At 46.8% G+C, this 15764-nt stretch carries 13 protein-coding genes; 12 read left to right on the top strand and 1 reads right to left on the bottom strand.

Annotated elements, in window-relative coordinates:
- Positions 1 to 88: 88 nt before the first annotated feature.
- Entirely contained in the window at positions 89 to 1327 is a 1239-nt protein-coding gene (locus tag MH117_RS22985) for an amidohydrolase family protein (RefSeq protein ID WP_239332896.1), read from the top strand.
- Between the two features lie 64 nt (positions 1328 to 1391).
- Here MH117_RS22985 and MH117_RS22980 read toward each other — a convergent pair whose 3' ends face one another.
- Entirely contained in the window at positions 1392 to 2366 is a 975-nt protein-coding gene (locus MH117_RS22980; RefSeq protein ID WP_239332894.1) for an AraC family transcriptional regulator, read from the bottom strand.
- 302 nt (positions 2367 to 2668) lie between these two features.
- Here MH117_RS22980 and MH117_RS22975 point away from each other — a divergent pair, with 302 nt between their 5' ends.
- The 11 genes from MH117_RS22975 to MH117_RS22925 all read left to right on the top strand — a co-directional run bounded on the left by MH117_RS22975 (position 2669) and on the right by MH117_RS22925 (position 15612).
- Positions 2669 to 3871 carry a galactokinase gene (locus MH117_RS22975; protein ID WP_239332892.1) on the top strand — a complete coding sequence of 401 codons (1203 nt, stop codon included), beginning with the start codon at positions 2669 to 2671 and terminating at the stop codon, positions 3869 to 3871.
- 34 nt (positions 3872 to 3905) lie between these two features.
- Positions 3906 to 4895: a UDP-glucose 4-epimerase GalE gene (gene galE / locus MH117_RS22970; RefSeq protein WP_239332890.1), complete on the top strand. Its 990-nt coding sequence runs from the start codon at positions 3906 to 3908 to the stop codon at positions 4893 to 4895.
- A gap of 49 nt (positions 4896 to 4944) precedes the next feature.
- Positions 4945 to 6564, top strand: a complete 1620-nt coding sequence (locus tag MH117_RS22965; RefSeq protein ID WP_239332888.1) for a UDP-glucose--hexose-1-phosphate uridylyltransferase — start codon at positions 4945 to 4947, stop codon at positions 6562 to 6564.
- 93 nt (positions 6565 to 6657) lie between these two features.
- On the top strand, positions 6658 to 7557 hold the full coding sequence (locus MH117_RS22960) for a DUF4380 domain-containing protein (RefSeq protein ID WP_239332886.1): 900 nt from the start codon (positions 6658 to 6660) through the stop codon (positions 7555 to 7557).
- Positions 7558 to 7755: 198 nt separating this feature from the next.
- Complete coding sequence (locus MH117_RS22955) at positions 7756 to 9294, top strand: copper amine oxidase N-terminal domain-containing protein (RefSeq protein WP_239332884.1); 1539 nt, start codon at positions 7756 to 7758, stop codon at positions 9292 to 9294.
- 319 nt (positions 9295 to 9613) lie between these two features.
- Positions 9614 to 10066 carry a M20/M25/M40 family metallo-hydrolase gene (locus tag MH117_RS22950; RefSeq protein ID WP_239332882.1) on the top strand — a complete coding sequence of 151 codons (453 nt, stop codon included), beginning with the start codon at positions 9614 to 9616 and terminating at the stop codon, positions 10064 to 10066.
- A 132-nt stretch (positions 10067 to 10198) separates the two neighbouring features.
- The gene (locus MH117_RS22945; protein ID WP_239332880.1) at positions 10199 to 11635 is read left to right on the top strand and encodes an NAD-dependent malic enzyme; all 1437 of its coding nucleotides are present in this window, start codon (positions 10199 to 10201) and stop codon (positions 11633 to 11635) included.
- Between the two features lie 390 nt (positions 11636 to 12025).
- On the top strand, positions 12026 to 13060 hold the full coding sequence (locus MH117_RS22940; protein WP_239332878.1) for an ABC transporter substrate-binding protein: 1035 nt from the start codon (positions 12026 to 12028) through the stop codon (positions 13058 to 13060).
- Between the two features lie 26 nt (positions 13061 to 13086).
- Positions 13087 to 14013, top strand: a complete 927-nt coding sequence (locus MH117_RS22935) for an ABC transporter permease (protein ID WP_239332876.1) — start codon at positions 13087 to 13089, stop codon at positions 14011 to 14013.
- A complete protein-coding gene (locus MH117_RS22930; protein WP_239332874.1) occupies positions 14013 to 14810 on the top strand; it encodes an ABC transporter ATP-binding protein in 798 nt (265 codons plus the stop codon). Before MH117_RS22935 ends, MH117_RS22930 begins: the two co-directional genes overlap by 1 nt.
- 199 nt (positions 14811 to 15009) lie before the next feature.
- Positions 15010 to 15612 carry a DJ-1/PfpI family protein gene (locus MH117_RS22925; RefSeq protein ID WP_239332872.1) on the top strand — a complete coding sequence of 201 codons (603 nt, stop codon included), beginning with the start codon at positions 15010 to 15012 and terminating at the stop codon, positions 15610 to 15612.
- Positions 15613 to 15764 lie beyond the last annotated feature (152 nt).

Here is a 15764-nt window from a genome sequence, read left to right as displayed (position 1 = left end):
GAACTAAGCTGTTCAACTACAAGGTTTAGCAGAGGCAAGGTTGGTCGATACCATTATAATGAGTAAATGAACATGAGGTTATTAGAAGGTGAATCTTATAAAAAAGCGCAGCTTATGTGTGAGGACTGTTCTTACAATTTCATTAGGTATTGTAACAATGGCTTGTATCCTGTACCGGCCGACTGTTTCCACAGAACAGCATGTGCAGCCCATGCAGCTCATGCAGCTCATGCAGCCCATGCGTACCACGCAGCTCATGCAGCCTATGCGCACCACGCAGCCCATGCGGACATCAACCACAGCAACTGCTGCCGAAAGCCATAAAAGCAAGCCAGTGATGCAGAAAGCCTCTAGGACGTTAGTGGAATGGACAAAGCTTTATAAGAACATGCCCCTAATTGATGCTCATAATCATAGTGCTACAAACCAAGCTTATAAGTGGAACTTGGAAATGATGTGGGATCCTTATGGCGTTGATAAGGTTGTCATATTTGGTGATGTGTCCAAGCCTAGCGCTGTGCAGACCGATAAATACGCGTGGGAAGCGTATGAACAATATCCAGATCGGTTTATTCCTTTTTCATCTGGCATCAATCTGTTAGCTCGTTCGGGTTTGAAAACTGTCAAACATAATTTGGAGCAAGGTTACTTTGGTATAGGAGAGTTAGCGATAGCCTCTACATATTCGGAGGTGTTAGGTGGATCTATCTGGAAAACGAAACATCCGATGGATGGTGTACTACCCGATATTTACGCCTTGTGTGCGCAGTATAAGGTTCCAATTCTAATGCACATTGATCCACCTGAAGGTATGCCTATGCTGAAGCTAGAAGATGCTGTGAAGCAAAATCCAGAAACGATATTTATTTTTGCGCATATAAATGCCTATAATTCTCCCAGCAAGATAAGGGCGCTAATGAAAAAGCACTCGAATGTGTATGCGGATTTCTACGCAGGGTATACGGTATTTGATCCGAGCAGCACATATAAATTGGAGGACTTTGTACCGCTGATGAAGGAATTTCCGGAGCGATTTCTGTTAAGTACGGATTCAGGCTATGGACTTGTCAGCGAAAAAAAAGCCATTGAAGCGATTTACATCCTCATCGACATGTTGGACAATCGTGAATTAGCACTCCAAATTACAGCAGGCAACATGGAAAGGTTAATTCGGAAGCAGCCCGCGACACAAACACAGTTGGCTGCGCTTCGGCAGTTGGAGAGTCGGACCGGTAAACAATACGATCTCAAAAAATTGAACAAAGTGGATGCAGGTAGATTGCTGATTGAGGAAAGCAAAAGGCACACTAGAGAACCACTAAAATGAAGCTGTCTGGTTGTTTCTTACTAGTGTGCACTAGTCATCTTCCCAACTGCCGCCTGAACTTGTTTTATCTATTAGAGGGCAATTCATTTGAACGATCCTGCTTATGAAACAAAGCTTGCTTGCGGTATTGTGATGGAGCTTGCTGATAGAACCTGCGAAATTGTTTGGAGAAATATAAGGCGTCTGGTATGCCTACAGAAGCTGCAATCTGCTCAATCGTAAGCTCGGGACGTTCACGAAGCAGTAGTCTGCCCTTGTCAATCCTTAACTTTAAAAGAAACGTCACGGGTGACATTCCAGCAGCCTGTTTAAATAATCTGGACAAATAAGCTCTGTTGTATCCTAGGCTTGAAGCCATTTGTTCCATTGTGAACGGATGAGCGTATTGGGTAGACATCATGCGTATCATCTGTCGTACGATCTGCTGAGCTTCGTTTTCCGGCTTGAGAGGGACTGACTCATCTACGCGCTGTTGTTGGCTTGCATAGGCTGCGATCATAAGATGCATGCACCCAGCAGCGGTCAGGTTGCATGTATGCTCTCTAGCTTGAAACGCAGCACGTATGGGCTGCATCCAAGCTGCAGCCTGAGTGCCAGGGCAGTGCACGACAGGCTGTTCCGTCGTCAGTCCGCCTTGCCGAAAGAGAGCTTCCGCTTGATTGCCCTTGACGGCGATCCACTGATAACGCCATGGATTATCAGCATCGGACATGTAGCTGACCAATTGATTGGGCGTGATCAGAAACGCATCTCCCGGTCCCAGCCTATAGGTCCGTGACTCTGTTGAGAATTCACCACAGCCCTCTATAACGTGATGCAGCAAATAATAATCGTAGAACTTAGGCCCCAGCTTATGCCCGGGCTTTGTCTGGCTTTCGCCGGCGAACAGCACGTGAAGGCTGTCCTGCTCCGATGCCGTCGGATTTGTGGCTACTTCATAGGTATCAAGAACTGTGGATCTACCTCTGTCTTCATCAAGTGACGCGTTCAAGCTCTCATCCAAAGGAATAGTATTTAGTCCGTCTGATGTTGTGCTCATTACCAGTCCCCCTTCAAAAAGTGTGCAGAGTATGCGAAGTAGACATGCGAGTTGTGTCTATAGGGTCTATTATGTCATCGTGCTTAAAGGGATGAACAAAGCGATCAGGAGCACACCAACTATAATAGATGCGGTCTTTGTGCAACTTGTAGATCGTAATTAATGCGCCATTTCTAGTTACTATATCACATTTATCCATATGAAGTTCACATCCAGCTATTACAAGACAGGAAAGTTCGAAGTATGATTAATGGTAACAAACAGTATACTTTCTGCTTATGATCTTAGGAGGTTGGCCAGATATGGATACGAACAGATTACTGCATTTATTTGAACAGCATTATGGTATCAATCAGGGGGAAGTACGATTGTTCCATGCTCCTGGACGTGTCAATCTGATTGGTGAACATCTTGATTACAACGGCGGGTACGTACTGCCGGCAGCCCTTCAGATTGGTACTTATCTGCTTATCAGATCCAACGCTGATCGTATGCTCCGGCTTGCCAGTGTCCAGTTTGAAGAAGCAGCGAGCTTTTCGATCGATGAACTGCCAACCGTTAAGTCAGACATGTGGACGGATTATCCTCTTGGTGTGGTCCATGAGATGAACAAGGCGGGCCATCCGATTACGCAGGGGTATGACCTCTTGGTAGCCGGCAACATACCAAATGGAGCGGGATTGTCCTCGTCGGCCTCATTGGAGGTAGTGATTGGTTACGCCCTTTTGACATTGGAAGGCTATCCGATTGATCGCACAGCGCTTGCGCGGCTGTCACAGCGAGCAGAGAACCAATTTGTTGGGGTGAACAGCGGTATCATGGACCAGTTCGCCGTTTCGCACGGGAAGCAGGATCATGCGATATTACTTGATTGTGATTCATTGCAGTATGAACATGTACCTTTCCAAATCCAAGGATATAAGCTTATTATAGGTAATACGAACAAGCGTCGTGGATTAGTAGATTCCAAATACAATGAGCGTCGTACACAATGTGATGAAGCTGTAGAGAAGCTGAAGCAGGTGTATCCGGATCTGACCTATTTGGCGCATTTGACCAGTGAACAATTCCAACAAGCCAAGCATGTATTGACAGATCGTGTTGTGTGTCAACGTGCAGAACATGTCGTATTTGAAAATGAGCGTGTGAAACAATCGATGAAGGCACTGCGGGAGGGAGACCTGCTTGCGTTTGGACAATTAATGAATGCATCCCACGAGTCGTTACGCGATCTCTACGAAGTCAGTTGCGAGGAATTGGACGTAATGGTTCAAGAAGCCCGCACGGTAAATGGCACGATCGGCTCACGGATGACAGGAGCCGGATTTGGAGGCTGTACGGTATCACTGGTGGCGCAAGCAGCAGTAGAAGACTTTGTTAATACAGTTGGTGCGAACTATGAAAGACATACCGGTCTTAAGCCTGATTTTTACGTGTGTGACGTAGGGGATGGCGTGATAGAGTTAGAATGGCCAGCATTTATTGCTACAGATGAATCTATTTGATAGAAACTCTTATATATCTCAGGAGGTAATGTAAATGGCAGTATTAGTTACAGGTGGAGCGGGATACATTGGTTCCCATACCGTTGCAGAACTGATTGCTCGTGGAGAAGAAGTTGTTATTGTGGATAATTTGGAGACAGGTCACCGTGAGGCCGTCACAGCGGGCACCCTTGAAATCGGAGATATACGCGATAAGGCGTTTCTACAAGATGTATTTGCAAAGCATAATATTGATGCGGTGATTCATTTTGCGGCATATTCCCTTGTAGGGGAGAGCATGATCAAGCCGGGCAAATATTATGACAATAATGTTAGCGGGACTGGCGTACTACTCGATGCCATGAAGGATCATGGAGTTAAGCGAATTGTATTTTCCTCCACTGCGGCTACCTACGGCGAGCCAGAGCGTGTCCCAATTGTGGAGACAGATCGTACAGAGCCGACAAGTGTATATGGTGAAACAAAGCTGACGATGGAGCGTATGATGCGCTGGTTCGATCAGGCGCACGGCATCCAATATGTTTCATTACGCTATTTTAATGCGGCTGGAGCTCACGAGAGCGGCCAAATTGGTGAAGATCACCGGCCAGAATCCCATTTGGTCCCGATTGTGCTGCAGACAGCACTTGGCCAGCGGGAGGAGATCACCGTGTTCGGCAGCGATTATCCGACAGCCGATGGCACTTGTGTTCGCGATTATATCCATGTGAGCGACTTGGCTGATGCGCATGTGCTTGCGCTTCATTATTTGAGAGACGGCGGCAAGAGCGATATTTTTAACCTCGGCAATGGACAGGGATTCTCAGTGCTTGAGGTGATACGTACCGCGGAGCAAGTGACAGGCAGATCGATTCCAACAGCGATTCGTGAGCGTCGCGCAGGCGACCCGGCGATTCTGATCGCTTCGGCAGATAAGGCGCGTCGAGTGCTGGGATGGTCGCCTAGCCGTTACAAGCTGGAGCAGATCGTTGACAGTGCATGGCGTTGGCACACCACACGTCCGAATGGTTACGTGGAATCGTAATTGCGGAAGGGTTGGAACGCCAATTAGGGGAACGTGGGAGGTTGCTTTTATGGGAGCTATGCAATTAGATCGGGTGACGATTGAGGCGAATAGATTGACACAAACAGAGCAGGCGCAATGGGGCATCGAGGAGTTAATCCGATATGCCCTATCCAAACGATTAATTGGTGAAATGGATTGTCCGTATGTACGCAACATATTGCTGGATATGTTCCAATTGGCAGAGCCGTGGGCTGGTTACGAAGCGACATATTCGTCAGATGTCGAAGCGGCGGATACGCCTCATTACATCTTGAACCTGCTGCTGGATTATGGTCAAGTGATCGGTTTGATTCCTGATCATACAACGACACAGCGTGACCTGCTCGATGCACGTATTATGGGAGTACTAATGCCCCGACCTTCAGAGACAGTGGCAGCTTTCAGAAGAACGGAACAAGAGAACGGCATCATGCAGGCTACGCGTGAGTTCTATCAGTTAAGCGTAGACAGCAATTACATTCGAATGGATCGTGTGCAACACAACGATCATTGGCTGTATGAGAGCAAATACGGCATAATCGAAATGACGATTAATGTCTCGAAGCCTGAGAAAAGTCCGCAGGAGATTGCTGAGGCGAGGCAGACAGCAGCCTCTCATTATCCGCAGTGTTTGCTCTGTGTGGACAATGTTGGATATGCAGGCCGTGCCAATCACCCGGCTCGCCAGAACTTGCGGGTCATCCCGTTGACGCTGCATGAAGAAGCGTGGCATTTCCAATACTCACCTTATGTATATTACAACGAGCACAGTATCGTGCTTCGACACGATCACGTGCCGATGAAGCTGACGAAATCCACTTTCCATAGATTACTGGAATTTACAGAGCAGTTTCCGCACTATTTTATCGGTACCAATGCGGATTTGCCGATTGTCGGCGGCTCGATCCTAAGTCATGATCACTTTCAAGCTGGGCAACATACGTTTCCTATTGAAAGAGCTACAGCTGATCGGACATTTGTTTATCCGCAGGATGAGGATATTCAGGTCAGTATTGTGCGTTGGCCGATGTCGGTGCTGCGTGTTTCTGGTCAAGATCGGGAAAGGCTGATTGAAGTTGTATACGCAATATTTAAAGCTTGGCAAGTATACACCGATCCTGAAGTTGGCATAATCGCGTTTACGGATGAGGGGGACAGCTGTATTCCTCATAATACAGTCACTCCGATCGTCAGACGCCGTGGGACTGCATATGAAGTGGATATGGTGCTTCGCAACAATCGCACGAACAGCGAACATCCAGAAGGCATATTCCATCCGCACCGTGAGATGCATCACATCAAGCAAGAGAACGTCGGATTAATCGAGGTGATGGGACTTGCGATTTTGCCAGCGCGGCTGCAGCAGTCCAGTATGCTGATTGCCACGTTCCTGACGGGTCAGCAATCGTGGGAACAGCACAAGGCAAACATGCAAGCTCATGATCCGCTGGCTGTACACCGTGTATGGATTGAAAGCTTGATAGAACGTTACGGTATCGATAACAGTTTGGAGAGTGCACAGCGTTTGATCAAGCAGGAGATTGGCCATACATTTGTCGAAATTTTAGGGCAAGCTGGTGTGTTCAAACGAAATGCAGAGGGGCAAGCCGCGTTTGAGCGATTTATCAACCATCTTGGCAGGGCGTGATTGATTCACATATACACTGATCAAGGCAAGGCAGTTCGCGTTGAATGCCGGTAGAAGAGGCAGTGTAGACAGGTCGGGAAAAGAGGCGATTAGATGACGCTTATCATGACAAATAGGGTGGAGGATCCACGATTCGGCCGTAGTCTTCGACTGGACAATGAACGCTACACGATGATTATTCCGTTGGAATATGGTATTCGGATTATGCATTTTAGCCTGCGTGGAGGCGAAAATGTATTGTTCCACGATGCAGAGGGGGTTGTTGCTCAGCAAGGCGAGGCGTTCCGTAAAATGGGCAGCGACGGTTGGCTGCTCCGAGGTGGACACCGTCTCTGGGTTAGCCCTGAAGCGTATCCGCGCACGTACTCTCCAGACGACCAGCCTATTGACTGGAGCCCCACAGGGCAGGGGGTTGTGCTGACGTCTCCAGTTGAGCAATGGTCGCTCATCAAGAAGCAGATTGAGATTGTATTTACAGAGGATCAGGTTGTCCTTACCCATCGCATTACAAATGAGGGGGCTTATCCGATACAGGTAGCGCCCTGGTCGATTAATGTCATGGCGCAGGGTGGAACCGCTATTATTCCGCAGACAAAACGAGAAACCGGCCTGCTGCCGAACCGGGCTGTTGTATTATGGCCATATTCGCGAATGAATGATGACCGAGTAGTTTGGGGAGAAGATCATATTACGATTCGTCAGTCCCCTGATGCGGATCGGGCATTTAAACTGGGAACGGGAAATGAACCCGGATGGGCTGCTTATCTTAATAATGGAACTGCATTTGAGATTAGCCATGAGCATCAATCAGATGCCGAATATCCAGATGGCGGCTGTTCATTCGAATGTTATACCAATGAGCATATGCTGGAACTGGAGACACTTGGCCCTTTGTCCATGCTGGAGCCTGGACAGACTGCGTCGCATCGGGAGTGCTGGCGCCTCACGGCAGCGTTAGATAAAGAGTCATTTTTGGCAAGTAAACAACAATAAAGCCTGATCCAGGCAGCTGAGAGCATAGACTTCCGATTTGGAAGTCTATTTCTCTGTTCTAAACTTAACTGTCTCGTGAGAACAAGCCTTTCCCGTGCCCGTAATCGGTTCTTTACAACCCCCCTAAATGAATACATAATAGAGTGGAATCATGATCTTTTTAATGGTTTTACCTATTTGAAGGGGAGGAATGAGTACATGCGTATACGAACAAGCCTAGCTGCTATGCTGGCGGCATTACTTATCGTGCTTACGGGTTGTCAGGCAGTAGGCGGTGTAGATATTGGGGAAGTCGTAAACAGAACTTCTGATTTGAAGTCGGCGGAGACGAAGGAAACGGTAAGCATTAAGCTTGACGTCAGTAAGGATGCCGAGCTAACAACGGAGGAAAGCCAGTTCATTAACATTATTAACGGGCTTCAGCTCGATCTGTCAACGAAGATGGAATCGCCTGATCGTGTATCATCAAGCGGTACGATCAAGATTACAGGCAAGAGTGTGCCGTTTCAACTTGCGGTAGATGACAAGCAGGTAGTGGTCCATGTAGAAGGTGGCAAGACGCCGCTTGTTATCCCGGCAACAACAAAAGAAATGGAAGAACTGGACATCCCGCAATTGGATGTGGAACAACTAAAGCAGTTCCGCAAATCGATGGTAAAATTCTTCACTAAGCATGCCCCTAACCCTAAAGTAACAACGGTTACTCCAGTTACGGAGCAAATTTTTGGCCAATCCCAATCCTTGAGCCAAATACATATGGAATTTGGAGCTGACGAAACGATTGGCTGGGTACGCAGTTTCTTGAAGTCAATACTGGCAGATGAGCAAGGAACCAAAGCTTGGTTAACTGAAGTAGGCAAATTGTATGGGCCGTTGGTTGGACAGTCGATGGAAGCATACGGCGTAAGCGATAAATCAACGAACATGGTAAAAGATGGGGAAGTATTTGCGCTCATAGCATTTAAATGGTTGAAGGAAAATGGAGAGAAGTCGCTTGATGAGCTGGATAAGGCTTGGACTCAAGTGGTTAAAGAAGATGCTGACATGGCGGTCGTCCTTGGCAATAAGACGAAGCTGAAGTTGGATCTTTATGCTGATGCAGCATTAAACCTGAACAAGACCAATATCGAATTAAACGTGGCACTGCCTAAATCTGAAGATGTTCCTCTCTCAGGAATTACGTTTAAAGCATCTACAGAAGTCAAAAACCATAATCAGTCGATAACAATCGACAAAATCAATGCGACAAATGCTGTCAACGTACTGGAACAGACGTTGACGCCAGGTCAATGGTTGCGCCATTTTAGTCCGGATTCCGCGGTTCATCAGTTGTTGAAGGACGCAGGCATTTCACGGAAGTATGTTACCCTTCCGATTTCGCAAGGCAAGTATGACGATTGGTTGATTGATGGCCCTGCTCCTTTCGTTAAGAATGGGGTTACTATGGTTCCGCTTCGTTATGTGGCTGAACATTTGGATGCGGATGTTAAGTGGGACAACAAAGCGTCGCAGGCTCGCATCGTAGAGGACCTCACAGGTAAAGTGATTATAATAAAGCTAAACAGCAAGCAAGTGACGGTTGATGGCAGCAATGTGGCTAAGAAGCTGGATGCCGCGCCTGTCATGAAGGATTCCACCGTGTACGTGCCGCTGCGCGATATCGCGCTTCTGCTTGGCGCAAAAGTAGGGTACGAGAAGGGCGAATACATGAACTATGCGACAGTGACCCGAGAATAGACGGGTTATTGAAGTTTAGTGACCTTGAGTCCACAGATGAAATTAAGCCATCTTTAAGGACAAAGGATCAGAATTACGTTGTACTGGACTTATAGGCGTGAATAACTTTTAAACTAACGAATATGTGCTTGATTCATATGAAACCCAGTCCCTAAGCAGTTTTACTTAGAGGCTGGGTTTCTTGCGTGTCATTTACCGATATCTTAAAATGCGTCGAAAGATGAGCGGTCCATGCAGGTGTTAATCTGAAAGCGGGTATATCCGCAATTGAGGAAATTGCACATCAGATTGTAAGACTGAATGGGTGATCGGATGATGAATGTGGTCTGTATGTGATCGTTGGAATATTAGTGGTGGTATTGGAGTTAACGTTGTTCCCGAACTAATGGAAGTGGAAATTGATATTCCTGTGCGAACAATGGAGGATTTTGGACGGATGATGACGAAGATGAAAGAGGTAACACCGTTCCATCCCGAAATTCGCCTGCATATGAAAGGGTATATGAATCGTCCGCCGATGGAGAGAACCGATGCTATCGGAAGCTTATATCACTTGGCTCAGCTTGTGGCGCATGAGGAGCTTGACTTGCATCTTGAAGAGACAGGCACAGGTGGAGTCAGCGACGGCAATTTCATAGCGGCTTGCGGCACGCCAACACTGGACGGGCTTGGCGCACGAGGAGACGGTGCCCATGCTGTACACGAACATGTTCGTGTGGAAGAAATGCAAAGACGAGCAGTGCTGCTCGCGGGTATCATGGAACGCTTATAACGATGTTTACGAGTCCGAAGAACTTAGACTGCGTAAGATGTGGCTTGCATAGGGCGGCAGCAGGAACACGCTAAGTTACACACGCAAAACAGTACGGACATCTAAACAACCGCTTAAAGGAGTGTAGCACCAATGGCCAAATCGTTAGGCTCAAGCACTAACATTATTATCCGAATGGAAATTGACAAGAGCAAGTGTACCTTTGCCCAGGTGGCAGCGGCAATTGGCGAGGGCGGCGGAGATATCGTCGCAATCGACGTCATTCGAAGCGCAGCCACAACAACCGTAAGGGACATTACGGTAAATGTGTACGATGGGAGTGTCGGAGACCGAATCGTTCAGCGTCTGAAGCCGCTGGAAGGTGTACGTATTGTAAATATCTCAGACCAGACTTTCTTGCTTCATTTGGGCGGCAAGATCGAGATGCAGCCTAAAGTTCCGATTCGGAACCGTGACGATTTGTCACGTGTGTATACGCCAGGTGTGGCACGTGTATGTATGGCGATTCATGAGGACCCTAATCGTGCCTTTACGTTGACGATCAAGCGTGATACTGTTGCTGTTATTTCGGATGGCACGGCCGTACTGGGACTTGGCAATATTGGACCACGAGCGGCAATGCCTGTTATGGAAGGCAAAGCGATGCTGTTCAAGCAGTTTGCAGGCGTTGATGCGTTCCCGATCTGTCTCGACACGCAGGATCCGGATGAGATTGTGCAGACGATTCTTGCTATTGCGCCAGGATTCGGGGGTATTAACTTAGAGGATATATCTGCTCCACGCTGCTTCGACATTGAGCGTAGATTAACGGAAAAGCTCGACATCCCTGTCTTCCATGATGATCAGCACGGTACGTCTGTTGTACTGTTGGCCGGTATCCTTAACGCTCTGCGGATCGTGGAGAAAAAGCTGGAAGACTGCAAGATCGTACTCTGTGGAATTGGTGCCGCTGGTATGGCATGTACAGAAATGCTGCAGTCAGCAGGTGCAGCAAACGTCATTGGTGTCGATCGCCAAGGGGCACTGGTACGTTCGACCACATACGAGAATGAGTCTTGGAACACTTATGCTGCCAAGACGAACCCGAATGAAGAAACGGGCTCGTTATCGGAAGTTATCCGCGGTGCCGATATCTTTATCGGTGTATCTGGCCCAGGTGTGCTTAAGAAAGCAGACGTTGAATCAATGGCACATGATGCTATCGTATTTGCAATGGCTAACCCAACACCAGAAATTGATCCGGATGAGATAGAGGGCATTGCGCGTATTATTGCGACAGGACGCTCGGATTATCCGAATCAGATTAACAATGTGTTGTGCTTCCCTGGCTTGTTCCGTGGCCTGTTGGATTGCCGTGCTTCCCATGTGACCGAAAGTATGAAACTTGCTGCAGCCAAAGCAATCGCAGAAGTCGTATCTGATGATGAACTGAGCGAAGTGTACATTATTCCATCGGTATTTAACGATAAGGTTGTCCCACGTGTCAGAGACGCCGTAGTGGATGCCGCGTTTGAAGCTGGTGTCGCTCGCAGACGTGATTACCGCGATAAATCGCAATCTAATAAGTAATATGTGACTAATTCATATTGTTGATTATACTGCCGAGCATAGTGTTGTGTTTATCCGACCCATGCTCGGTTTTTTACTATAGCAACAGTTTAATGCGATAGAGTAACAAAGTAAAGAGTTGTCGACAATTTATTTTACACACAAACTCCCATATTATAACAAAAATATCAACAGTTATTATTGACGTACTTAACTGAGGTAGTGCATTATCGCTATAGCACACTGCTGATATATTGCTTTTATGCATTAAAAAGTTATTGCGTTAATTTAATGTTCATTTAAATGTGCTTTCAGCAACTGGCAGAGATGAAACAGCACGATGATTCCACAGAGGTTTCAAAACATAAGTTAGTATATTTGTTTTTAAACTGAGAAAGGGGATTTGGATGTATGAAATTCAGTCGTCAAGTTGTACTTATCTTTTTATTAGCTGCTTTGATAGTTGTAAGCGCATGCGGTGCAGAGGGAACGGATTCTGGTCCTGTAAGCACGGGCAATACAGAGGGAATGAGCAGCAAGAAGATTAAGATTGGAATTACTCAAATTGTAGAGCATCTTTCCCTTGATGAAGCACGCAGAGGGTTTGTGCAAGCGCTTAAGGATGCTGGTTATGTAGAGGGTGAGACGCTTGAAATTGACTTTCAGAACGCACAAGGAGATCTAAGCAACGCGGCGACAATCACGCAGAAATTTGCAAGCGACAAGAAGGATTTGGTCTTGGCTATTGCTACGCCCACAGCTCAAGCCGCAGCCCAGAACATTAAAAATAAGCCTATTCTGTTTACGGCAGTAACAGATCCGATAGGAGCAGGTCTGGTTCAAAGTATCGAGAAACCAGGTGCGAATGTTACAGGTACAGCTGATCTGCACCCTGATGCAATTTCTAAGTTAATGGAATTTATAGCAAGTAATGTGAAAGACATAAAAGCGGTAGGAATCATTGCGAACGAAGGAGAACAAAACACGCATATCAATGTGAAGCAAGCCGTGGATGCACTCAGCAAGCTCGGAGTAGAGGTTGTAAAAGCCCCGGTTGCGAATAGTTCTGAGGTCAAACAGGCAACTGAATCTCTGGCAGGTAAAGTACAAGCGATTTATGTGCCATCAGACAATACAGTTGTAAGTGCGTTAGCTACGGTTATAAGTGTGGCATCGGACATTAAGATTCCGACTTTTGTAGCAGATAAGGATTCCGTGAAGAACGGCGGTGTTGCCAGTTACGGTTTTGAATATTTTGACCTGGGCTATTCAACAGGCAAGATGGCTATTGAAATTTTGAAAGAAGGCAAGAAACCAGCAGATTTGGCAGTGAAATATCCTGAAACGCTAGACTTGGCGCTTAATTTGAAGGCTGCTGCATCTCAAGGCTTTGATGTAACCGCTGCGATGAAAGCGGAAGTGAAACAAGAGAACTTATTCGAATAAGACAGCTGTAGAGGAGGTAAAGCAACATGTTTCACGCAGGATTTTGGGAAGCCATGCTGAAGTCTGTCGAAATTGGTCTGTTGTATGCGATTATGGCATTTGGTGTATATTTGACATTTCGAATTTTGGATTTTCCTGATTTGACTGTGGATGGCAGCTTTACGACAGGTGCGGGTATTGCGGCTTTAGGTATCTCTTCGGGCATGAACCCCTTTGTGGCTACAATGCTGGCTTGTATCGGGGGAGGTCTAGCAGGGATATTGACGGGTCTGATCCATACGAAAGGTAAAGTGAATGCGTTGTTGTCCGGTATATTAATGATGATTGCGTTACACTCCATTAATTTGAGGATTATGGGCAGGTCAAATATAACATTAGTAAATACAGAGACGCTATTGTCGCCACTATCAGAAGGATTTAAGTATGAGTTTGTTCTTGTCATGGGTGTTGCAGCTATAGTTATTAAGCTGCTTCTGGATTTATTCTTGAAGACAGAAATTGGACTTGCGCTGCGAGCTACTGGTGATAATGCCCGCATGATCAGAAGCTTAGGCGTTCGGACGGATTCGACGATTATTATTGGGGTAGGCCTGTCCAATGCAATGGTGGCGCTGGCAGGTGCGCTGATTGCCCAATATCAGGGGTTCGCAGATATCCAGTTGGGTGTCGGTATGATCGTTATTGGTCTGGCATCGGTTATTATTGGCGAGGCGGTTTTTGGCCATCGAACGATTGTACGTGCGACATTTGCTGTATTGCTGGGTGCGATATTGTATCGCCTGATAGTGGCAGTTGCTCTCCAGATGGAGCTTAATTCCACAGATTTAAAACTGTTGACAGCCGTTATCGTCATTATTGCGCTTACGCTGCCCATGATTCGAAGGGCAGTGAGACAGCGCGCTGACAGCCGCAGACGGGCTGTAGAATTAATACAGTCTGGAGGTGATGTATAATGCTTCATATTCAGCAGGTATGTAAATTGTTTAATCCAGGAACAGCAGATGAGAAGTTGGCGCTTGTTCACATTAACCTTCACTTGAAGCAGGGCGACTTTGTGACGGTGATCGGTAGTAATGGAGCAGGTAAATCGACACTGATGAACGTGATATCAGGTGTGATGCTGCCGGATATCGGTTGTGTCCATATTGAAGGACAGGACGTGAGCTCTAAGCAAGAGCATGCGCGCAGCCGTTGGATTGGCCGGGTATTCCAAGATCCACTGGCAGGTACAGCACCCTCGATGACCATTGAGGAGAATTTGGCGCTGGCATATGCGCGGGGACGACGTAGGGGGCTAAGAGCCGGTGTGAGCCGCCAACGAAAAAGTTGGTTTAGCGAACAACTGGAAATACTAGGCCTTGGGTTGGAACATCGCCTGACGGCGAAGGTTGGCCTACTGTCTGGAGGCGAAAGACAGGCACTTAGCCTGCTGATGGCAACATTTACGCAGCCGAGCCTGCTGCTGCTGGACGAGCATACCGCTGCCTTGGACCCCGCTCGGGCGGAAATGATTACAAGACTGACCGATAAGATCGTAAGAGAGACGTCATTGACCACGTTAATGGTGACACACAACATGGAGCAGGCGATAAGACTCGGCAATCGGTTGATCATGATGGATAAGGGTAGAATTATATTAGATATAGGAGTGGAGCAAAAAAAGCAGCTGACGGTAGAAAAATTGTTGCGGGAGTTTGAGCGGCTGCGTGGAGAGAAGTTTGTAGATGATAGGGTAATGCTAGGTGGATAGGTGAATCGAAGTTAAGATACGTAGGTTTTAGTGTCCACACATTGTGTGGGCCTTTTTGCTTTATGTCCATCTGATTGGGAACGCACAACAAATTTGTAATAAGTGTCGTGCATAAAAAAATAGCTCCTTTTAGTCATTTAACCTCTTTATACCAGTTCGTATAATGAACTTGTAAGCTATTTATACTGGAGGAGGGTATATGATGCAGACATGGAAAGTTGGCATATTATTGTTTGATGATGTAGAGGTACTTGATTTTGCTGGGCCATTTGAGGTATTTGCCGTAACGGCATTGAACCGCTGGCAGCCAGATCATCACGAACCGTTTAAGGTTACGACTATTTCGCAGACTGGTGAGTGCATTACCGCGCGTAATGGATTAAAGGTGACGCCTGATTACAGTTTGGATACGGCCCCACGGTATGATCTATTAGTGATTCCAGGGGGGAAGGGGGTTCGACTTGAGCTTGATAATCCGCTACTGGTGGAATGGATTCGTAACCAATATGAGTCTGTACAATGGTTGACATCTGTATGTACAGGCGCATTGCTATTAGCCCAGGCTGGCTTGTTAAATGGTTTGCAAGCTACGACACATTGGGCCAGCATTGAAAGGCTGCGAACTGACTACCCAGAGGTGAATGTAGTTGAACACGTCAAATATGTCGATATGGATCGGATTGTCACTTCTGCTGGTATATCAGCAGGCATTCATATGGCACTGCATATGGTTTCTCGGCTGCTTGGCAGAGAAGTTGCTCGGGATACTGCACACCACATGGAGTATGACATTGAGTTATAAAATTGAGGAAGGACCGTTTGACCAATAATGAACACAGTAGTTAGGTGGTGTTGCTGAAAATGCAATCCGATGAAGCTGTTCTCTTTGGTGCAGCGCTGAAAATATAGAGTGGGGGTTCGAAGAGTAGAAAAATAGAAAGGCAGGAATGAACA

This window comes from Paenibacillus sp. ACRRX (assembly GCF_022346885.1).
In the GTDB taxonomy this organism is placed as follows: Bacteria; Bacillota; Bacilli; order Paenibacillales; family Paenibacillaceae; genus Paenibacillus_B.
This window is presented reverse-complemented; position numbering and strand designations above follow the sequence as displayed.